The organism is Actinoalloteichus sp. AHMU CJ021, assembly GCF_002895405.1.
GTDB classification, from domain to species: Bacteria; Actinomycetota; Actinomycetes; order Mycobacteriales; family Pseudonocardiaceae; genus Actinoalloteichus_B; species Actinoalloteichus_B caeruleus.
Window position 1 is genome coordinate 2,877,135 of sequence record NZ_CP025990.1, and the last position, 19,917, is coordinate 2,897,051.

Here is a 19,917-nt window from a genome sequence, read left to right on the forward strand (position 1 = left end):
GATCAGCGGATACCGCAGATCTCCTGGCCGGCGTTCACCGTGTCCAGGTTGCCGGGGAGCTGGGGCTCCTCGCTGCCCGAGGTGCCCTCGGCGCCTCCCGTCGCGGACGGCGAGACCGGCGGCGCCGACTCGACCCCGGTGAAGTTCGGGCCGATGACCAGCTGGATGGCGCCACCCAGCGCCGGGTCCTCCCGCAACTCCGCTCCCGGGACCATCGCGGCCAGCGTCGCCGCCTGGGCGTGGAACTCGGCCGAGTACAGCACCAGGGTGCCCTCGACCTGCTCCGGGGCGTTGGTGCTTGTGACGATCTCGAAGCCCGCCGCCGCGAGCGCGGTGGACGCCGTGGTGGCCGCTCCGGAGATCGAGCTGCCGTTGAGCACCTGGATCTTGATGCCGGTGGGGTCGACCAGGTCGGGACCGCCAGCACCCGCGCCCTCGGCCTGGTTCTCGGCGGCGTCCTCGCCCTCCGCCTCGTCGACGTCCTCGCCGGGCAGCGGGACGTCCTCGATGATCGCGCGGAACAACGCGTCCACGGCCTCCTGGATCATCACCTCGTTGCCCCGCTCGTTGGATTCCCCGACGGTCGGAAGCGTGACGAAGGTGACCCGGCCGGTGTCCAGGCCCTGCATGGACTGCGCGAGGCTGAGCAGGCCGTCGGTGCTCAGGTTGTCGCCGTAGGTGTTCCTCGCGAAGGTGCCGACGAAGTCGGTGAGACGCGAGGGGTCCAGCAGCACGTCGCCCGAGGTGACCTTGCGCAGCAGCGAGGACAGGAACAGCTGCTGCCGGTGCATGCGCCCGTAGTCCGAGGTCACGTCGCCCTGGACCTTCCTGGCCCGCACGAAGTTCAGCGCCGTCGAGCCGGTGATCGTCTGCCAGCCCGCCTCCGGGAGGATCGTGCCCAGCTCCTGGTCGATCATCGGCGCCTCGACGCAGACGTCCACGCCGTCGACCGCGTCCACCATCTCGCGGAAGCCCCCGAAGTCGAGGCCGACGAAGTTCGTCATCTTCAGGGTCGTGATGTTCTGGATGGTCTTCACCATGCACCGGGGCCCGCCGACGGCGTACACCGCGTTGAGCTTCACCTGGGTGGCCGGGCCGACGAGCTCCTCGGTGTAGTCGCGGGTCTCCGGGTTCCACCGGTCGCACTCCGGGCGGTCCACCTCGAGGTCCCGGGGGAAGGACACGATCACCAGCCGCTCCCGGTCGGCGGGGATGTGGGCGAGCATCGTGGTGTCGGCCCGGTCGCCGTCGGCGTCCTCCACGGTGCCCGCGTTGTCCTCCTCGGTGGCGCCGTACCGGCTGTCCGAACCCACGATCAGGAAGTTCTCGTCGCCGTACTGCTTGTCGGGGTCCGCGATCGCGTCGGACTCGGTGTCCAGTGCGGACACATGGGAGAACTGGTTGTCGACCCAGCCCCGCGCGCCCCAGCCGAACCCGGTGGCCAGGAACGTGGTGACCGCCGCCGCGAGCGCGACGCCCTTGCCGACCACCCTGGCGCGGCTGGAATGGGGGGAGCGCAAGCCGCTGAACGCGACCAGCTTGCCGACCACCGCCTTGGCGGCCGCCTTCGGTTTCCGTTCCTCCGAGCCGGTGTCGTCCCGGTCGTCGTCCTTCCCGCTCGTCTCCCCAGGCCGCTCGTCCGCGTCGTCGACCAGACCGTCCTGGTGCACCTCGGTCCGGTCCGGATCGGCGGGGGCCGATCCCTGGGCGTCCGCCTCGGACATCCGGGGCTTCGTCGACGGGTCGAACTTCTCGACGGCGCTGTCCAGGTCCGCGTACTGGTCCTGGGGCTCCAGCTTGCTGATGAGCTTGCCGAGCCGCTTCCTGCGCTTCTTCTCGCGCTCCTGTTCCTCCTCGGCGAGTTCGTCGTGCACGGCGGAGAACCGCGCGAGGGTCGCGTCGATGGACCGGGTGCGGTGGGTGAGGACGGTCTCCTCGGTCTTCGGACCGTCGTCGTACTCGGGCGGCGGGGCCGGCCGGGGTGGCCTGGGCACGTTGGGGTTGGAACGGGGGCCAGGGTCCTGGTGCGGCCCGGCGGGGTCTCCCGGCTGCGGCGAGCCCACTCCGGCGGCCCCGGCTCCCGCTCCGGGGGGGCGCGGCCCGGGACGCGGGCCACCACCCCCCGGGGCCGGCGGGCGGCCGCTGGGCGCGGGGCGCTGACGTCCTGGCGGGCCGGCGCGGTCGCCGTCGTCGGGAACCGTGGGTAGCCGGGGGTTCGAGGAAGCCTGCCCCGCCGCAGCCTGCCCCGCTGGAGCCCGCCCGGTCGGCGGCTGCCCGGTCGGCGGTGCTGGCGGGCCCGGTCGAGTCGCTCGCTGAACCGCCGGCATCTCCTGCGTCAGATCAGGAGTGTCCTGGTCCTCCACCACGGGCGGCGGGGTGTCGGGCGGGGGAGGCGCCGGGCGGCGACCCAGCTTGCTCGGCCTTGACCTGCCCTGCTGGCCCAGTGGCCTGCGCGGCGGTGCGGGTGGACGCGCGGGAGGTTCGGCCGCGTCCAGCGGGGTCTCGGCCTCCCAGACGGTCGTCGGTGCGTCGTCGAGATCGGCGTCGGCCGGGCGGGCCGGGGGAGCGGGGTCCGGCCTCGGTGCCGGTCGCTGCTGCGCGCGCCGGGCGGATCCGAGTCCGCCGGCCGGAGGCCGCGCTCGTCGCCCGGGCGGGGGGGCGAGCGGCCCGGCCGGCCGCTCGTCCTGGTGCTCGGGTTCCTGAGAGCTGGGAGCCTGGTGCCGGGAGGAGAGCCGCTGCTCGGTCTCGGTGTCCCTCGCCGCGCGCCGGGCCCGGCGCCCCAGCTTCTCCGGTCGTTCCTCGGGGACGGCCGGCGTTTCCCGTGCCGCGCGCCGGGATCGGCGGGCCGGCTCCTCCGCCCGCTCCTCCTCGTACGCCCGCCCCTCGGCGTACGAGGGGTCCTCCGTGTACGAGGGGTCCTCTGTGTACGAGGGGGCACCGGGGTAGGAGCTGGCGTCGGAGTAGTGCGTCGGCGCCTCGTCATAGGGCTCGGCGTAGGGGTCCGGCTCGCCGTACGGGGATGGCTCAGCGTGGGAGTCCTCGAAGGACGACCCGGGTTGATCCGCTCGTAAGGCGGGTTCCTCGTCCTCGAGCTGGTCCGGCGCTCCGGTGCGGTGTCTGGCGAGCAGGTCGGAGACGGAGGTGCCGCCGGTGTCCTCCATCGAGCGACGGCGGCGGCCGGTGGGTGGCTCGGTGTACCGCGCGCGGCGGCGCCGGGGCCGGTCCTCGGACGAACCGGAGTCCTGGGAGCGCCGAGAGCGGAAACCACCGGGACGAGGATCGTCGGCCACCGGGTCTCCTTCCCTCTGGTGACAGGAACGTGGCGGTCTGACTCGCCATGCGTATAGACGCCGAGCTACCGAGCAGGTTGCCCGAACGGGTGAGCCGTCCGCCAGGCGATGGTACGGCTACGCCGTTCGGCCGCGAAGCATTCCCGGAGAACCGTCACCCTCCGCGCACGGCGCGGATCGGCTGACCGGAAAGGCGAACAACCCCTGACAATCAGTAGTACCCGACCACCCGGGGTTGCACCACGGTACGGCGGCCGCCGGCCGCCCCGGCGAGCCGAGCCCGGCCCTGGTCCCGGTAGGCGACGGCGTTCCGGCCGGACTGCTTCGCCGTGTACAACAGGCTGTCGGCCTGGAGCAACTGCTCCTCGTGGTTCTCCGGAGGTCTCGCGGCGCCCTCCGCCGGCCGGGGCTGGTGGGCGAGCCCGATGCTCACCGTCACCCGGAGACCCGCCGTCAACTGCTGCCACGGGTGCCGCTCGATACGAGCCCGGGCGGTCTCGCAGACGGCCACGGCGGTGGCCTCGTCGATGTCGGGCAGCACCAACACGAACTCCTCGCCTCCGTACCGGGCGCAGAACGCCTCGCCCGGGAGTCCTTCCTGCAACAGGTCGACGACGCGCTGGAGCACCCGGTCACCGACCAGGTGTCCGTAGGTGTCGTTCACCTGCTTGAAGAGGTCCAGATCGACCAGGGCCACCGCGAGCCCCCGACCGGGGGTCCCGGCCCGGCCGAGGTCGGCCAGCATGCCGACGAGGCGCTGGTCGAGGTACCGGCGGTTGTAGCTGGCCGTCAGGTCGTCCCGCAGGCTCTGCTCGTGCACCTCGGCGTGTTCCCGCCGCAGGCGGTCGACCTCCCTGCGGAGCTGTTCCGGTACCCGGATGGGCTCGGAACCCTCGGTGCTCGCCAGGTCGAGCGCGGACCGCAGGTGCTGGTACGCCTCCCGCCACTGCCCCCGCGAGGCGTGGAGCGCCGCGATGGACTCGTGCAGGCGGACGAGACCCGAGGTGTCGATCATGTCGGCGAGGTGGTGCGCCCGCTCTCCGCGTCGCCTGGGGCCGCCGTCCCGAGAGCCGGCGGCAGCGCCCGTGCCCGTCTGCCCTCGCTCACGCCCCGGTCCGGACTCGCTGACATCGGGTTGCAGTACGGTCACCGCACACACCTCCCTACATGTCTGAGGTGTCGACTCTCCGACGGTGTCGCTTGAGGCGCCATCGCAGTGAAGTTTCGATTTCGCTCATCTGGCTGACCGTCGTGGCGACGTCCGTCGGGGTCCTGTTGGGCTGATCGTGGGTGCCCTCATCCTCCCGGTGGAGGTCGTGGCGGCGGCCACCGCGGCGGCCGCCTCCTCGGGGCGCGGTTCGTTCGTCGGGAGCCGCGGCCGACGGACGCTGGGGGTTCGGCGGCGGGTCGGAGTGGAGGTCGCTTCCCGGCCCACCGCCCAGTCTCCTGCCCGCGCCCAGCGCTGTCACTGTGCGATGGATGGATTGCCAGGCGACACTCCGGTGCCGTAATCCGGGTTTACCGGCCGAATCCCACTCGTTCGAGCGAGCCCGGTCATCCTCCCGAGTGGTCGATCTCGGCTCCCGCTGGCACGGTGTCGTCCTCGGCGTCGTTCAGCCAACCGGCGGGCAGGGCCACCTTGCCGGCCGAGCCCTGCCGGCCTCTCGGTCCCTCGGCGTCCGAGGGGAACGGGGCGGACGCGTCCAGCCTGCCCAGCAGGTCGGTGAGCTCGGCGATGCTCGTGATGAGCCCGAAGGACCGGCGCAGGTCGTTGCCCACCGGGAACCCGCGCAGGTACCAGGACATGTGCTTGCGCAGGTCGCGGCAGGCCTTGTCCTCCCCGAGGTGGTCCGCCAGCAGTTCCGCGTGGCGGAGCAGCACCCCCGCCACCTCGCCGAGCCTGGGAGCGGGCGGCACCGGACGACCGGCGAACACCGCCTCCAGATCGCGGAACAGCCAGGGGCGTCCGAGGCAGCCCCGCCCCACCACCACCCCGTCACAACCGGTTTCCCGGACCATGCGCAGCGCGTCGTCGGCGCTGAAGATGTCGCCGTTGCCGAGTACGGGAATGGTGCGCACGGCCTGTTTGAGCTCGGCGATCCGCGTCCAGTCGGCGGTGCCGGAGTACCGCTGCGCGGCGGTCCTGGCGTGGAGGGCCACCGCCGCCGCGCCCTCCTCCTCGGCGATCCGACCAGCGTCGAGGAACGTCGTGTGGTCGGCGTCGATACCGACCCGGAACTTCACGGTCACGGGAATCCCGGCGGGGGCGGCCTCGCGGACGGCGGCCCGGACGATGGAGGCGAACAGCCGACGTTTGAACGGCAGCGCCGCGCCGCCACCCTGCCTGGTCACCTTGGGGACGGGGCAACCGAAGTTCATGTCCACGTGGTCCGCGAGGTCCTCGTCGACGATCATGCGGACCGCGCGCCCCATCGTCACCGGGTCGACGCCGTAGAGCTGCATCGAGCGGGGGCGCTCGTCCTCGTCGAACCGGATCATGTGCAGCGTCCCCGGGTGGCGCTCGACCAGGGCGCGCGAGGTGATCATCTCGCACACGTAGAGACCCGCGCCGTAGCCGCGGCACAGCTGCCGGAAGGCGATGTTGGTGATGCCGGCCATCGGCGCGAGCACCACGGGCGGGTCGACCGCGTGCGGGCCGATCCGCAGCGCTGGCTTGGTCAGGGCCTCGGTAGTCACGTCCCCATTGTGGCCGTGACGGGGGACACCCCACGGGTGGAGGGCTGGTCGGTGGGCGGGCCGACGGGCCGCCTCCGGCCGACCGCGTTCGTCGAGCCCAGGCCGACCGCGTTCCTCGACGCCGAGCGGGGCGGCGCCCGGCGGCACGAGGGCCCGAGGATCCGCGCCCTGTCGTGGACCGACCAGGGCGGCGGACGGGACACCGCGGGCGCGGACCGGGCAGTGACCGTTGTCGCTTTGCGCCCCGCATCACTCCCGATCGGCCGGAACGGCCGCCGTCCCGCGTGGTCCAGCCTCCGTCGTACCTGGTCAGCGGCGGTGGGCGTCGACCAGTGCCCCGCCGGCGGAGGAGTGGGCGCGCGCCGGAGCCCGAAATGTCCCCTGGCCTCGGTGATTACCGTGTTCGAGTGACGACGGCAGGGGAGACAGCGGGCGGAGCCCGCACCTCGGGAACCGGAGACCGGACCTGGTTGGTCGCCTGCGCCGCCGCGCTGTGGGGCACGGACGGGCTCCTGCGCAAACCGCTGGCCGAGACCCTGCCCGCCTCCTCGGTGGTGTTCTGGGAACACCTGATCATCGTGCTGGTGATGCTGCCGTTCCTGCCGAGCGCCGTGCGGGCCTTCCGCCGCTCCGGGGTCCGGGAGCGGGTGGCGATGGTGACCATCGGCGTCGGCTCCTCGGCGCTGGCCACGGCGTTGTTCACCGCGGCCTTCGCGGTGGGCGATGGGATCACGCCACTGGTGCTCCAGAAGCTGCAACCCCTGTTCGCCGTCCTGGCCGCCTACCTCCTGCTCGGGGAACGGGTGCGGGCCCGCTACTGGGCCTTCGCGCTCCCCGCGTTGGCCGGAGCCTGGCTGCTCAGCTTCCCCGACCCGCTGTCCGTCCAGATCAGCGCCCTCCAGCCAGCCCTGCTGGCGATCGGGGCGGCGGTGCTGTGGGCCGCTGGCACCGTGCTCGGGCGGGTGGTGAGCCGTTCGATCCCAGCCCGTGACGTCACGGTCCTCCGCTTCGGGCTCGGGCTGCCCGCCGCACTGGCGGTGCTCACCGTCCAGGGCGATCCCCTCGCGGTGGGCTGGGAGAACGCGGTCGGTCTCATCCTGCTCGCGCTGATCCCCGGGCTGATCTCGCTCAGCGTGTACTACCTGGGGCTGCGGGGGACACCGGCCGCCAGGGCGACCCTCGCCGAGCTCGCCTTCCCCGCCACCGCGGCGTTCATCGGCGTCACGGTGCTCGGCGAGCACCTAGTCGCCACCCAGTGGATCGGGTTCGTCGTCGTGATCACCGCGATCACCGCGCTGGGGTGGCACGAACGCGTGGGGCGCAGGGCGGTGCTGGCCGGCACGCCACCGGCCTGACCCGCTCCGGGTGCCGGGGCGAGCGGAGGGCCGAGGAACGGGAGGAGTGCGGTGCAGGGCGTCATCGCCGGGTTCAGCGTCATCGCGGTGGTCATCGGGATCGGCTACCTCCTCGGTCGCACCGGGACCCTGGGGCCGTCCGGTCGGGACGTGCTGTCCACACTGGCCTTCTTCGTCGCGACTCCCGCGTTGCTCTTCGAGACGCTCGCCACCGCCGACGTGGGAACGGTCTTCTCCCCCACGCTCGTGGTCACCGTCGCCAGCACCGTGGTCGCCGCGCTCGTCTTCGTCCTCGTCAGCTGGCTGGTACTGCGGCGTTCCGTCGCGGAGACCACGATCGGCGCGCTCACCGCGAGCTACGTCAACGCCGGGAACCTCGGCATCCCCATCTCGGTCTACGTGCTCGGGGACGCCGCCTACGCCGCACCGATCATGATCTTCCAGCTCGTCGTCATGACGCCCCTGTCGTTCGCCGTGCTCGACACGGCGACCGCCGGGCGGCGGCGTTCCCTGTGGCGCGTCTTCGCCCAGCCGCTGCGCAACCCGGTGACCATCGCGTCATTCCTCGGGCTGGGGGTGGCGCTGGCGGGCCTCCCGCTGCCCGAGCTGGTGCTCCAGCCGTTCCAGCTGGTCGGCGCGATGGCGGTTCCGGCGATGCTGTTGGCGTTCGGGATCTCGCTGCACGGCGGAGGCCGCCCCGGCAGCGGCCGGTACAAGCGGGACCTGTGGACCGCCGTGGCGCTGAAGAACCTGCTGCAACCGGTCGTGGCCTTCCTCCTCGCCCGCTACGCGCTCGGACTGGAGGGGACCATGCTGCTCGCCGCGACCATCACCGCGGCCCTGCCCACCGCGCAGAACATCTTCGTGTACGCCATCCGCTACGACCGGGCCGTCGACCTGGCCCGGGACGCCATCCTCATCACCACGGTGGTCTCGGTGCCGGTGATCGTCACCATCACCGCCCTCCTGGCCCCCGGCTGACCCCGGAGGAGCGCCTCGGCGAGATGGGAGCCGGGGCCGAGCCCCGGCCACCGCGCTCCAGGAACCCCGGGCGCGTCGCGGTGGTCTAGAATGCCAGCGCGGGGCGTTAGCTCAATTGGTAGAGCTGCGGACTTTTAATCCGTAGGTTCTGGGTTCGAGCCCCAGGCGCCCCACCTCGCGCACGAGGCTCGAACCCTTGCCGATGGGATCGTTGGCCGGGGTTCGAGCTCGTTCTCCCGCATCGGGCGGGGCCGCTCCCGTGTCGTCGCCATCGTGGTGCCCTGCCGAGCCCCGAGCACCGGCCGGTCAGGCCCGGTGGCCACCACGCCGGGAACACGAGCAACGACACAAGGGACGACGTGCCCATCCGGCACGGCGGTGCACCCGACGAGTCCCTACCGGAGCACCAGCCTCGGCGATCGGATCGCCACGCCAGGCCGAGCAACGGGTGGCCGACCTCAATGGCCAGCTGAACTCGCCCGGTTCGGCTGAGCTCGGTGAGCCGGGCGCGGCACCGGGCTCCTGAGCTCCGCCAGCCCGTGGACGCGGCTGAGGTGATCCGGCCGCACCCCTTGACCTCAACATATGTTGAGAGACGAGGCTGCTGGTATGAGCACGCCACCAGTCCTCCCGCCCGACCCGTCGCCTCCCGTTGCCGCATGGCTCACCACGCAGCCTGTCGGCGCGCGCCCGGAGCTGATCGCCGAGGCCGCCCGCGAGGCGGTGATCGTGGGCCTGGGTGTGAGCACCCGCGAGGCCCACGAGGTGTTCGCCTTCGTCACCGACACCACCTGGCTCCTGGTCGAGCGCGGGTTCACGACCATCGCCGTGCTCGACAACCAGCGCGTCGCCGACCTGTACGACCGGTACGTGTCCGGTGAGGACATCGACCTCGACCGCGCGCTCGCCCAGGCGTGGGGACCGTGGCAGGTCGTTGAGATGCGAGACGCGCTGGTCCGGTTGCGTGAGCTCAACCGGACCCGGACCGGTGCTCGGGTGCGGATCGTCGGCGTGGCCAGCTCGCGCGTCCTGTCCTCGGACTATGACCGCGTCGTCGACCTGCTGGCCGGGATCGACGCCAGCACGGCCGTGAGGGTCGAAGCGCTCCTCGACGTCATCCGCGTCGCGCACGGCAGCGGCGAGCACGTCCTGCGCGCACGCGGCACCCACCCCGGCACGCCCTTCGTGGAGATGGCCCGCACAGCCCGAGCCCACACGGCCAGGCTGGCGCCCAGCGGCGAGAGGGATGCCGCGCTGGAGCTCCTCGACGCGGTGGTGGACTTCCACGCGAACGCGATCGGTGTCGGCCACGACATGGCTCGCGAGGAACACCTGGCCGCCGACCGGCTCCTGGACCACCACCGCCGCACCGGGGAGCGGATCGTGCTGTGGGAGGGCAGCGCCCACATCGCCGCGCACCCCGGCCCGATGCTCGGTTCACACCTGCGCACCGCGTTGGACGATCGGTATCTCGCCGTGCACATCACCTTCGGCCAGGGCCACATCACCAGAGCGACGATCCCCGCTCCGCGCGCGGACTCCATCGACGCACGACTCGCCGGCGCGCACGGTGAGCGCACCATCGACCTGCGCACACCACCCCCGGCGACGGTCGCGGGAGACCTCGGCCGCTCCTGGCCGACCAGGCTCATCTCCGGGCTGTACGACCCCGCCGACGATGACGAGCACTACTTCGACCTGCCCTCCCTCACCGGGAGCTTCGACGCGCTCGTGTACATCCCGACGATCACGCCCATCCGTCCACTCGCCGACGAATGACGTCCCGGCCGCTCCTACGAAACCCGGGCAAGGGGTGGGCATGCCAGCCAGCGGGTGACCTCGACCCAGGTCTGGGCGGCGGTGTACCGCGGCGGCTGCCCCGTACAGCGGCCGGAGCAGGGGCAGCGGCGGCTGAGATGGTCAGGACGGCACCGTCGTCGGACCGCTCACTCCCGCTGCCCCGGGTCAACGGCTTCCTCCAGCAACAGCACCGTGTTCGGTGAATCCGCCAGCTCGCGGCCCTGCTCGTCCAGCGCACTCATCTCGACCAACGCCCGGCCGGCCAGTTCGACGAACTTCCGAAGTGCTTCGCCCTCGTAGACCAACTCGAATGTCTGTGAGTGGCCGCTGACCGTGAACTCCACCGCGTCACTGCCGTTGATCCGGTATGTCATCTGACAGTCATCACGGATGCCAACCCACGAGCTGACGATCAGATCGCTGTACATGACGTCCCCCTCCTGGTGCTGTTCCAGAACGCGTGGTGGAGTGCCAGGAGGTTCGGGCGACGGCGAGCGCCCGCGACCGGGTGAGCGCCAGCTCCACACACTCCCCAGGAAGTGGCTGGATGCCGATGTGCTCGGTCTCGGCCGCGACCGACCTCGCTACTCGGTTTCGCTTCGTGTCGTCGGTGCGAATGGTTTCTCGCAGCTGGCTGTTCCGCACCCCAGCCCTCCTCCCCCGGCTCGATTCCCCGCCCCGTAGCCCTGGGCTAAAGTCGCCACCGCAGAACCTGCGGATTTTCCTGGGCGGTGTTAGATGTAGCTTACGACGAAAGTTCCGTCGTACATGCGCATAAACGGGTGAATCTGCTCGTGACTGTCGGTGGTCGCGGGGCCGTGCGTTGCCCCTGCGCCCCGGACGTGGAGGGTGTACCGATGTTCGTAGACGACCCGGTCGTCGCCCAGATCCAGCTCGGCATCCTGCTGCGCGAGCTGCGAGAGCGCGCCGGCCTCACCGCCGACGAAGCGCGCCGATCCGTCGACCTGTCGTCAGCGAGCATGAGCCGCATCGAGAACGGCAAGCAGGAGGCCAGGCCGGAGGTCGTCGCGGCACTGCTGGAGCTGTATGAGGCCGGAGACGCGGATTCGGCGGAAGCACTGCGGCTCGCGGCGGTGCCCAAACCGCGTGCCCGGCGTCGACGCAGTGCCTCGTACCGGGACGCCGCACCCAACTGGTTCACCCGCTTCCTCGTCCTGGAGGGTGAGGCCAGCGACATCTGGGTCTACGAGAACGAGGCGATCACCGGGCTGCTCCAGACCGCCGACTACGCGCGGGCGACCCTCCAGGCAGGCGCGCCGCTGGCCAGCAGGCAGGAGGTCGACAAACGGGTCGACCTGCGTATCGGGCGGCAACGCATCCTCACCCGCGACGAGCCACCACCAGCCAAGGTCGAGGCGATCCTGCACGAGGCGGCACTGCACAGGGTCATCGGTGACGACGCGGTCATGGCAGCCCAGCTGGCGCACCTGCTCGACATCGGCGAGCGCGCGAACGTCGACATCCGCGTACTGCCCTTTCGGCCCGAACCCACGTCCAACCACGACGAGTCGTTCGTCGCCGCAGCACGGTTCATCCTGCTGAAGCTGCCCGAACGAGGCACGATGCTCTACCTCGACGACTTCGCCGGAGCGACCTACCCCGAGGACATCACCGTCATCCAGGAGTATGCCGCCGCGTACCAGCGGTTGCGCAACGTCGCACGGGATCCGGGGTCGTCCCGCGAGCTGATCGCTAAACTGGTTGAGCGATACCGATGACCAGACAAGGAGAGGAGGTGGCTGCGATGGTTCCAGTGGACCCCGGCCAGCTCCGATGGCGTACCAGCAGCTACACCGGGAGCAACGGCTCCTGCGTCGAAATCGCGCCTGTGGGCGGCGGCGCCGCGATCCGCGACACGAAGGACCGGGACGGCGGCATCCTGATCGTGAGCGAACGCTCCTGGAACACCTTCCTCGCGGCGGTCAAGGCGGGCAGAGCGGGTAGCGCCTAGTCCAGCTCCTCGAGGTTGCCGGGGCGGGCGTCCCACCCCTTCCTGTCCGAACCCCTCGGGTCCACCGGACCGGCCCCGGCGCACCGTCGGGGCGGCTCGATGTCCCATCGGTGAAGCGAATCCCACCTCGCCGGTGCTCCGGTCGACATCGCGTCGATCCGGGTGGTCGGCGGGTCGGCGCCGACCCGGGTGCCGTCACAGGATCAGCAGGGCACCGGGCCGAACCGGGTCCAGGCGACGACCCCGGCCACGGGGTTCGAACTCCCACTTCCCCCGTGCACGACGATGGCCCCGATCACCAGCGGCACCACCCCGCGGGCGGCGATCGGCGGCGGCACCGGTCAGGAGGTTGAGCGGGCCCGGCACGTTCGTGCCCGCCGCGTCCACCGCGTCCGGTTCGGCCGCCCAGCCCCGTTCCCTCCCCCGCCCGTCCCGGGTCGTCTCTCCGCCGGTGGGCGATCGCGGCCAGCCCGGTGCGGGTCACGGCCGGAGGGGTCCTTGGGGAGGCGGGATCGCCGCCCAGAGCGGGCGGCACCTCCGTCGCGACCGACGCGCACGAACCGCCGAAGTCGCTCCGGCGTTGTCCCCCGAGCGAGCTACACGCGAGTGTCCACCGAGTGGTGACGACATGGCGCCCGTGGCTCCGTAGCTTCTTGACCCAGCGATGGCGCGGGGCGGTGGACCCCGCACCGGGCCAGTGGTCCGACCGGCCCCCGACTTCCCGTTCCGTGCCAACGACACCGGTTCCGGCACGCCCGCGTCATCGCGTGCCGGTCCGCCCACAGCTTCCGCACCTGGAGTTCCTCATGACCCGTAAGGCATCCGTCGCGGCCGCGTTGGTGGCCGCCGTCGCCGGAACCGCGTTGGCGGGCTGCGGCGCGGCCCCGCAGCCCTCCCCGGCCCCCTCCGCGAACGCCACCTCGACCGCCGGCGAGCCACGGGACGCGTTCACCGGCGTCTCGTCGATCGACGTCGACGGCCGTTCCGTGCGGGTGTCCTGTTCGGGCGACCCGGTGGAGGGCAGGCCGGTCGTCGTCCTCCTGCACGGGGGAGGCGACGGGCTCGCGGAGCTGGCGGACCTCCAGGAGACCCTGGGTGAGCGGGACCGGGTCTGCTCCTACGACCGCCTCGGCGCCGGTGACAGCGACGAGCCAGCCGGCCCGCAGACCCTCGACAGCACCGGGGAGGTCCTGACCGAGGTGATCGACCAGGTCGCCGGCGACGCCCCGGTCGTCCTGGCCGGGCATTCCCTCGGCGGGCTGATCGCCGCCCGGTACGCCCCCGACCACCAGGACCGGGTCCGCGGCCTCGTCCTCATCGACGCCACCTCCCCGACGCAGGGCGCGGACCTCCGGGCGAGCATCCCGGAATCAGCCACCGGGCCGGCGGCCGAGCTGCGGGACCAGACCCTGGCCGTCTTCGAGGGGGAGTGGCCCGAGCGGCTGGCGGTCGCCGACGGCGAGGTCGCCTCCGCCGGGGACATCCCGGTGGAGGTCCTCCAGCACGGCGGGGACTACCTCACGGCCATTCCCGAGTACGGACCGGACCTGGAGCGGGCGTGGTCCGAGGGGCAGCGGAAGTGGCTGGCCGTGTCGAGCCAGAGCACCCTGAGCACCGCGAGCGACAGTGGGCACCACATCTACCTCGACGAACCCGAGGTCGTGGTCGAGGCGATCCAGCGGGTCGTCTCCGAAGCGGCGGACCCCTCGTAGGCGCCGAACCGCCGCTTCCCGGCGCGGGCTGGTGCTGGTCGCCGCCCGCGCCACGCGCCTGGCGGCCGAGCGATCAGGTGACCAGGCCGTTGCGGTAGGCGAAGACGACGGCCTGGACGCGGTCGCGCAGTCCGAGTTTTCCGAGCATGCGGGACACGAAGGTCTTGACGGTCTCCTGGCTGAGCACCAGTGCCGTGGCGATCTCCCTGTTGGAGAGGCCGTCCGCGACGAGCCGGAGCACCTCGAGTTCACGCGGGGTCAGCGGCAGGTCGTTCGGGGCGCTGGCCGCCGGCCGGATCCGCGTCGCGTACCTGCCCACGAGCTGCCGCGTCACCTCCGGCGCCAACAGCGCCGCGCCCGACGCCACGGTCCGGATGCCGTCCAGGAGCTGGCTCGGCGGAGCGTCCTTGAGCAGGAACCCGCTCGCCCCGGCGCGCAGCGCCTGGTAGACGTACTCGTCCAGGTTGAACGTGGTCACCACGAGCACCTTGACCGGTTGGGCGACGTCGGCACCGGCCAGGAGGCGGGTCGCCTCGATGCCGTCGAGCACCGGCATCCGCACGTCCATCACGACCACGTCCGGCTCCAGCCGGCCGGCCAGCGTGACGGCGGTCTTCCCGTCCCCGCACTCGCCCACCACGTCGAGGTCGGGTTGCGCGTCGATGATCGTCACCAGCCCGGTGCGGACCAGCACCTGGTCGTCGCAGACCAGGACGCGGATCGGAGCGGTCATGACGGGACCCCGGTCCGGAGGCGGGCCCGCACGAGGAACCCGCCGTCGGCGTCCCGGCCGGCGGTGAACTCGCCGTCGAGGGCGTCGACCCGGTCGCGCAGCCCGGCGAGGCCCCGGCCGTTCCCGCCTGGTGAGCCGGCCGAGGTGCCGGAACCGTCGGTGCTGACCTCCACGGTGATCTCCTCCTCGCCGTGCCGCACCCGCACCCGGGTGCCGCTGCCGTGCGCGTACTTGAGGGCGTTGGTCAGTGCCTCCCGCACCACGCGGTAGGCGACCGGACCGGCACGCCCGGCCACCGTCGAGGGGGTGCCCTCCTCCGTGAACTCCACGGGTTGCCCGGCCTGGCGTGTCCGCTCGACGAGCGCGCGGAGCTCGTCGGAGGACGACGACTGGACCTCGTGGTCCGGACTGAGCACGTCGAGCAGGTGTCGCAGGTCGGAGATGGCACGCCGGCCGGTGGCGGTGACCGAGGTCAGGCTCTGGTCCAGGCGTTCGGGCGCCGAGGTGAGGTAACGGGCGGCCTCGGCCTGCACGACCATCGCCGTCACGTGGTGGGTGACCACGTCGTGGAGCTCCCGCGCGATCCGGGCGCGTTCGGCGGCACGGGTGTCCTCGGCGACCCGGCGGCGACGTTCGGCCTCCAGCAGGCGGGTGGAGCGCAACCACGTCCCGACGGCCCAGAAGAGGACCAGCGCCAGGTAGAAGGTCAGGACCTCCGCGAGCGGCTCACCGGCGCCGAGCAGGGGGAACGCGGCGGCGAACGGCACGTACGCCGCGGAGAACCCGAGTGCGGTGGCCCGCCGCCGCCGGTCGAGCCGTGACCCCGCGTTCAGCAGGGCGAGCGGCAGGGCGGTGCCCGCGAACGAGTGGTAGCCCAGGAGCTGGTCGGCGGCGAAGCCCACGGACACCAGCGCGAGGCAGGGCACCGGCCACCGCCGGCACGCCACCAGCGGGAGGCACTGGAGGGCGATCGCCACGACGGCCAGGACGTCGAACGGGCGGTCCGGCATCCCGCCGAACCTCGTTCCGTGACCGTGCGACGCCGGTACCAGCGACCCGACGAGGAGCACCAGTCCCAGCAGGGAGTACCAGGCCGTGCCGCCGAACCGTTGCCACGACTCCGGGATCCACCTCGGAGTGATCACCGGGGAAGCCTAGTGGCGGCCCCTCGGACGAGTGACAAGCTCCCGGAGCTGGCCGTCGCTGAGCGGGGGAGGTGGTGCCGGGGTGAGCGCCCCCCAGCGGGCCGTGGCGGCGGGATCGGTGGCCGTCGCCGAGGATCGCGGTACCCGCTCGCCGGCGTGGGGGCGTGCCGTCGCGCCGTTCGGTGCCTGGTGGGGAGCTTGGGTGTTCCCGAGGGGTCGCCAGGCGCGATGTCCTGAACCGGGCGAGCAGTGCCCGAACGCGTGGCTGGAACCCGAGGCACCGAACGAGGCGGGAACGACCAACACCTCCCGTCCCACCTCGTCGGTGCTGTGGCCTGGCATCGATCGGGATCCGGGGCCGGAGCGAGGGCGTGCCAGCCGGACCCGATCGCCTGGTGCGGCCGTCGCCGGTCGCCGCCCTCGCGTGGCCTGCCGCCTGTCGGCGCGGTGGTAGCGTCGGCCCGCCGCCTGCCCGACAGGCCGGCTGTCGAGCGTCGCGAGCTCGTCCCGGTGTCGAGTCGAAGGCTGTAACGGCGGGTCGCTGGCCGTCGATCTCCGGGGCGACACGGTGGCCCTCGGCGGGAGAGCGTCGGTGGACATACCAGCTGACGTCGGACGGGCGTCGTGGTGAGGGGGAGGGACATGACGAGCCAGGAAGGCACGCGGGGCGACCAGACCGGTGCGGTCGCCACCGGCGGCAGGGGGCCTCGCGGCTTCTGGTACTACCCGGTGGTCCTCGTTTCGCTGGGCCTGTTCGCCTGGGTGCCGTTCGCCCACGCGGCGTCCAGGCTGCGCACCCCCAAGGCGCGGAGGTACGCCTGGCTGTTCGGCGCCATCGACGCGGTCCTCTACGTCCTGGTGTTGGCCACGCCCGAGACGGGGCCCGAGGGCGAACCCTCGGTGGGTGCGTTCGGCGGGCTGTTGGCGTTGACCGCCATGATCCTGGGTTGTGTCCTGATCTCGCCGTTGCGCCGCCAGGTGTACGAGGGGGCTCCCCAGGAGGGCGCGCCCGCGTCCGCGTCCGATCCCGCCGTCGCCGCGGCCCTCGCCGCGCGGGCGAAGCGCGACGAGGCCCGCACCCTCGTCGCGGATGACCCGCTGCTCGCCAGGGAACTCAAGATCGGCCGTCCCGACCTGGCGGGCACCTACGACGACGGCGGCCTGGTCGACCTCGGTGCCGCCCCGGCCGAGGCGATCGCCCAGACCTGCGGCCTCACCCCGGAGCAGGCCGCGACCATCGTGCGGACCAGGGGACAGCAGGGGACGTCCTTCTTCACGGTCGAGGAGTTGCTGATCGCCGCGGAGCTCCCGGTGGAGGTCTGGGACCGCGTGCGGGACCGGGCGATCCTGCTCGTCTGACCCGGCCGCCGGGAACCGGCACGGTTCGCCTGCCCCCTGTCGACCCGACAGCCAACAATGTGGTGGCAGGGCACCCCGGTGCGGGGTGCCCTGACCGCTGTCAGCCGCCGAAGGCGGCGGCGTTCTCCCGGACCCACCGCTCGAAGGCCCGAGGCGGGTGACCGGTGACCTCCTCGACGGTGGGTTGTGGCACGGCCCCCTGCCGGGGCGGATTGGTCCGCATCTCGAGGAAGAACTCGATGTGTTCCTGGGTGAAGCCGGCCGCCCGCCAGCCGGCCACCGCCTCCTCACGGGTCTGTTCGACGTACCGGATCTCCCGCCCCAGCACGTCCGAGATCGTCCGGACCTTGTCGTGCACGGTGAGGGCCTCCGGCCCGGTCACCCAGTACTCGCGTCCACCGTGGCCCCCCTGGACGAGGGCGGTGGCGGCGACGGCCGCGATGTCGGCCTCGTGCACGATCGCGCTCCGGACGTCGGGGAACGGTTCGGTGACGTACCCGCGTTCCCGGAGGGTCTCCGCCCACTCCAGCAGGTTCGACATGAACTCGCCCGGGGTCAGCGCCGTCCACTCCAGGTCGCTGTCGGCGGCACACTCGCTCGGCCGGATGAGCGCGGTGGCGTGTCCCCTCGCTACCGGCCAGCCGACCAGCGGGGAACGGCGGAGCGGCGGGACCACCCCGACTGGGTCGGTTTGGGGGCCACGACCGCGGGTAGGTCTTGCGGGCCGGTGGTACGTGGCGGAGCGGGGACGCGGTCCTCGGCCAGGGCTGAATGGCCCTGGCCCGGCTGGCCGTGCCCTGGCGGGGGAGGGAGGCGGCCGATGGGCGCGTTGGTCGCGACGCGACGACTCGCGGTGGTACCCGGCTGGTGGCGTCGCGCCCGTGTTCCCGCTGGCGGGTCGCTCCGCCGGCTCCGAGGCGGGATGGGCACGGTTGCCGGGATGGTCCTCCAGTTCCGGGGGAACGGTCGGACGACGCTGCGGGTGCGCGGTTGGCGCGGCGGCCGTGTGGTCGCCAGGCCCGTCCTCGTCACCCGGTACGAGGGCGGCCGATACCTCGTGTCGACGATTTCCGGTTCGGAGTGGCTCGCCGACGTGCGTGCCGCCCGAGGCCGGGCCGTGCTCGGCCGGGGGCGGAGGCCGGTGCGCCTGGTGGAGGTCGATCCGGCGGACAGGGCACCCGTGCTGCGTCGGCGCCTGGAGTGGCGTGGGAGCCGCTGGCCGGGACGCCCCCTGCCCACCGGGCTGTCCGAACCGGATTTCGCGCGGGCGGCCCGGCACGTGCCCGTGTTCCGCGTCCTACCAGTCGGAGGTCGGCGGTCGCGTTCCCGCCGTGGTTGACCGCCCGCCGGAGCCGCGCCGTGCGCCTGCCGGCCCCGCGCCGCCCCCGGCGGAAGCGGGCGGATCCCGTTCCCGCGCCGCGCGGTGCACCCGGTGGGGCCGCCGGGTGCTCTGAGGGCCGGGGCGTGGGGCAGGGCGTCCCCGACATCTGAGGTGCGACGTCCGGGCAGGTGCCGGTGGATCCCCCACCCGGACTCCCGGCGGCATGCGGTCGGCCCCGACCACCCCCAACGCGGTCGGCGGCCGGGGTCGAAGTGAGTGGTCCCTCGTCCCGGGCGGTGCGTGGCGGCGTGCGAGGAACGTCACCGGTGGACGGGGGAGAGCCGAGCACCGAACGAGATCGGGTCGACCTGGAAGTGATTCACTGTCCCCACGTAATCATCAACACTCGATGGATACCTCGCTTTACCCGATCGAGTCCCGTATCAATAATGGGTCATGGTCGCTGCGGTGAGATCGACGGGTGACGGGCTATCGGTAGGGCTTCTGGTATGACTGGCCATCGCGTGGAGACGCGAGGCGCCGGGGTGCCGCGACCACGCACGGCCGAGGATTCGGCGAGGCTGGAACGAGACGTTCTCCGGACCTACGCCTACGCCATCCGAGTGCGGGAGGACTTCGACCCGCAGGTGCGCGGCCCGTCGAGGCGCGGTTCCTCCCGCTCGGCCGGTGGTCCGCAGCGACTCGCCCTCTACATGAGACTCCTGGTCCGCAGCGTCGACAGCGATCCGTCACGGCTGGCCGCGACACGGCAGGTCTGCCGTCGTCGCTCGGAGGGCCACACCGCGACGGAACTCGACGACGACCGCCGGCAGGTGTACCGGGTCGCGGCCGACCTGGTGGGACAGGCACTCGACACCATCGAGCCCCGTGGGCCGGTGGACGGCCGACAGCGCGGACCAGCCGGGGCGGGGACGCCCTTCGGCACCACGGAGCCCTACGTCCAGGGCTCCTGGCACCGGCACGGCGCGGTGCGCCGTGGGTTGCGCCGGCTCAACCCCGTGTACTGGCTGCGGAGACTCCGCGCCGAGCAGCTCAGGCTGGTGCACCGCCGGCCGGCCCGCCCGGCCGGGATCCAACGCATCGAGGTGCGGCAGGGGCGGACCGCCGTCGGCTGGATGCTCTTCCAGGTGTGCGCGGAGTGCCGGCTCGGGTACGTCGGCAACGTGGTCGTCGACGACGCGTTCCGTGGGCGCGGGCTGGGGAGGCGGATGGTGCTGGCGGCCCGCGAGCTGGCGCCCGGGTGCAGCTGGTTGACCACCAGCCAGTACGACACGGCGGAAACGTTCTGGCGCGAGATGGCGCGCCGGACCGGTGACGCCTACCGCGAGGTGAGCGGGGTGTCCGCCTGCCCGCACACCGGGCACGAGGTGATGCGGTACGCCGCAGGGGCGGACGTGCGGCGCAGCGTTCCGCTCACCCGGGTCGAGCTGCCCGCCGACCTGGCGGCACGCGGCCCGCGCGGGCCGGTGGGCGGGGCGCCCCGCCCCGGCCGTCCCCGCTCCTGATCCCCGGGAAGGTGGTCGGGGGGCCT

Annotated in this window: 16 protein-coding genes and 1 tRNA gene; 10 read left to right on the forward strand and 7 right to left on the reverse strand. The window is 72.5% G+C overall.

All coding sequences use genetic code 11. The features are described 5' to 3' along the window. Nucleotides 1-2: 2 nt before the first annotated feature. The 3 genes from C1701_RS12220 to dusB form a co-directional block, all read right to left on the reverse strand. Nucleotides 3-3,290 carry an LCP family protein gene (locus tag C1701_RS12220; protein WP_051314166.1) on the reverse strand — a complete coding sequence of 1,096 codons (3,288 nt, stop codon included), beginning with the start codon at nucleotides 3,288-3,290 and terminating at the stop codon, nucleotides 3-5. Nucleotides 3,291-3,501: 211 nt separating this feature from the next. Beyond that, a complete protein-coding gene (locus tag C1701_RS12225) occupies nucleotides 3,502-4,305 on the reverse strand; it encodes a GGDEF domain-containing protein (RefSeq protein ID WP_051314165.1) in 804 nt (267 codons plus the stop codon). A 539-nt stretch (nucleotides 4,306-4,844) separates the two neighbouring features. Then, the gene (gene dusB, locus C1701_RS12230; protein WP_016697503.1) at nucleotides 4,845-5,987 is read right to left on the reverse strand and encodes a tRNA dihydrouridine synthase DusB; all 1,143 of its coding nucleotides are present in this window, start codon (nucleotides 5,985-5,987) and stop codon (nucleotides 4,845-4,847) included. Between the two features lie 407 nt (nucleotides 5,988-6,394). Between dusB and C1701_RS12240 the strand changes: the two genes are divergently transcribed. From C1701_RS12240 to C1701_RS12255, 4 genes are all read left to right on the forward strand, one after another. After that, a complete protein-coding gene (locus tag C1701_RS12240) occupies nucleotides 6,395-7,342 on the forward strand; it encodes a DMT family transporter (RefSeq protein WP_026419665.1) in 948 nt (315 codons plus the stop codon). Nucleotides 7,343-7,393: 51 nt separating this feature from the next. Further along, entirely contained in the window at nucleotides 7,394-8,323 is a 930-nt protein-coding gene (locus C1701_RS12245; protein WP_016697506.1) for an AEC family transporter, read from the forward strand. A 100-nt stretch (nucleotides 8,324-8,423) separates the two neighbouring features. Further along, nucleotides 8,424-8,496: transfer RNA gene (locus C1701_RS12250), tRNA-Lys, on the forward strand. Between the two features lie 436 nt (nucleotides 8,497-8,932). After that, a complete protein-coding gene (locus C1701_RS12255) occupies nucleotides 8,933-10,102 on the forward strand; it encodes an erythromycin esterase family protein (protein ID WP_337662249.1) in 1,170 nt (389 codons plus the stop codon). Nucleotides 10,103-10,269: 167 nt separating this feature from the next. Here the strand turns inward: C1701_RS12255 and C1701_RS12260 are convergent, their stop codons facing one another. After that, nucleotides 10,270-10,551: a hypothetical protein gene (locus C1701_RS12260; protein WP_016697508.1), complete on the reverse strand. Its 282-nt coding sequence runs from the start codon at nucleotides 10,549-10,551 to the stop codon at nucleotides 10,270-10,272. A gap of 429 nt (nucleotides 10,552-10,980) precedes the next feature. On the opposite strand from C1701_RS12260, the gene C1701_RS12265 reads away from it, so the two are divergent. The 3 genes from C1701_RS12265 (at nucleotide 10,981) to C1701_RS12275 (ending at nucleotide 13,807) form a co-directional block, all read left to right on the forward strand. After that, nucleotides 10,981-11,862, forward strand: a complete 882-nt coding sequence (locus C1701_RS12265; RefSeq protein WP_030104600.1) for a helix-turn-helix domain-containing protein — start codon at nucleotides 10,981-10,983, stop codon at nucleotides 11,860-11,862. A 26-nt stretch (nucleotides 11,863-11,888) separates the two neighbouring features. Beyond that, a complete protein-coding gene (locus C1701_RS12270) occupies nucleotides 11,889-12,095 on the forward strand; it encodes a DUF397 domain-containing protein (protein WP_030104599.1) in 207 nt (68 codons plus the stop codon). Nucleotides 12,096-12,901: 806 nt separating this feature from the next. Next, entirely contained in the window at nucleotides 12,902-13,807 is a 906-nt protein-coding gene (locus tag C1701_RS12275; protein WP_030104598.1) for an alpha/beta fold hydrolase, read from the forward strand. Nucleotides 13,808-13,880: 73 nt separating this feature from the next. Here C1701_RS12275 and C1701_RS12280 read toward each other — a convergent pair whose 3' ends face one another. After that, nucleotides 13,881-14,540, reverse strand: a complete 660-nt coding sequence (locus tag C1701_RS12280; RefSeq protein ID WP_016697513.1) for a response regulator — start codon at nucleotides 14,538-14,540, stop codon at nucleotides 13,881-13,883. After that, nucleotides 14,537-15,685: a sensor histidine kinase gene (locus tag C1701_RS12285; RefSeq protein ID WP_103055941.1), complete on the reverse strand. Its 1,149-nt coding sequence runs from the start codon at nucleotides 15,683-15,685 to the stop codon at nucleotides 14,537-14,539. Before C1701_RS12285 ends, C1701_RS12280 begins: the two co-directional genes overlap by 4 nt. A gap of 642 nt (nucleotides 15,686-16,327) precedes the next feature. On the opposite strand from C1701_RS12285, the gene C1701_RS12290 reads away from it, so the two are divergent. Next, complete coding sequence (locus tag C1701_RS12290) at nucleotides 16,328-17,044, forward strand: hypothetical protein (RefSeq protein ID WP_016697515.1); 717 nt, start codon at nucleotides 16,328-16,330, stop codon at nucleotides 17,042-17,044. Between the two features lie 100 nt (nucleotides 17,045-17,144). Here the strand turns inward: C1701_RS12290 and C1701_RS12295 are convergent, their stop codons facing one another. After that, the gene (locus tag C1701_RS12295) at nucleotides 17,145-17,720 is read right to left on the reverse strand and encodes a hypothetical protein (RefSeq protein WP_016697516.1); all 576 of its coding nucleotides are present in this window, start codon (nucleotides 17,718-17,720) and stop codon (nucleotides 17,145-17,147) included. Nucleotides 17,721-17,864: 144 nt separating this feature from the next. Here C1701_RS12295 and C1701_RS12300 point away from each other — a divergent pair, with 144 nt between their 5' ends. Together C1701_RS12300 and C1701_RS12305 are read left to right on the forward strand one after the other, a co-directional pair. Then, the gene (locus C1701_RS12300) at nucleotides 17,865-18,383 is read left to right on the forward strand and encodes a hypothetical protein (RefSeq protein ID WP_337662250.1); all 519 of its coding nucleotides are present in this window, start codon (nucleotides 17,865-17,867) and stop codon (nucleotides 18,381-18,383) included. Between the two features lie 491 nt (nucleotides 18,384-18,874). Continuing rightward, entirely contained in the window at nucleotides 18,875-19,891 is a 1,017-nt protein-coding gene (locus C1701_RS12305; protein ID WP_155886207.1) for a GNAT family N-acetyltransferase, read from the forward strand. The last annotated feature ends 26 nt before the right edge of the window (nucleotides 19,892-19,917 follow it).

Coding starts and splice junctions, on each gene's coding strand:
- C1701_RS12290 (WP_016697515.1), top strand. CDS start 16,328: ATGACGAGCCAGGAAGGCACGCGGGGCGACCAGACCGGTGCGGTCGCC.
- C1701_RS12275 (WP_030104598.1), top strand. CDS start 12,902: ATGACCCGTAAGGCATCCGTCGCGGCCGCGTTGGTGGCCGCCGTCGCC.
- C1701_RS12280 (WP_016697513.1), bottom strand. CDS start 14,540: ATGACCGCTCCGATCCGCGTCCTGGTCTGCGACGACCAGGTGCTGGTC.
- C1701_RS12260 (WP_016697508.1), bottom strand. CDS start 10,551: ATGTACAGCGATCTGATCGTCAGCTCGTGGGTTGGCATCCGTGATGAC.
- C1701_RS12270 (WP_030104599.1), top strand. CDS start 11,889: ATGGTTCCAGTGGACCCCGGCCAGCTCCGATGGCGTACCAGCAGCTAC.
- C1701_RS12300 (WP_337662250.1), top strand. CDS start 17,865: ATGGGCGCGTTGGTCGCGACGCGACGACTCGCGGTGGTACCCGGCTGG.
- C1701_RS12225 (WP_051314165.1), bottom strand. CDS start 4,305: ATGATCGACACCTCGGGTCTCGTCCGCCTGCACGAGTCCATCGCGGCG.
- C1701_RS12265 (WP_030104600.1), top strand. CDS start 10,981: ATGTTCGTAGACGACCCGGTCGTCGCCCAGATCCAGCTCGGCATCCTG.
- C1701_RS12255 (WP_337662249.1), top strand. CDS start 8,933: ATGAGCACGCCACCAGTCCTCCCGCCCGACCCGTCGCCTCCCGTTGCC.
- C1701_RS12305 (WP_155886207.1), top strand. CDS start 18,875: ATGACTGGCCATCGCGTGGAGACGCGAGGCGCCGGGGTGCCGCGACCA.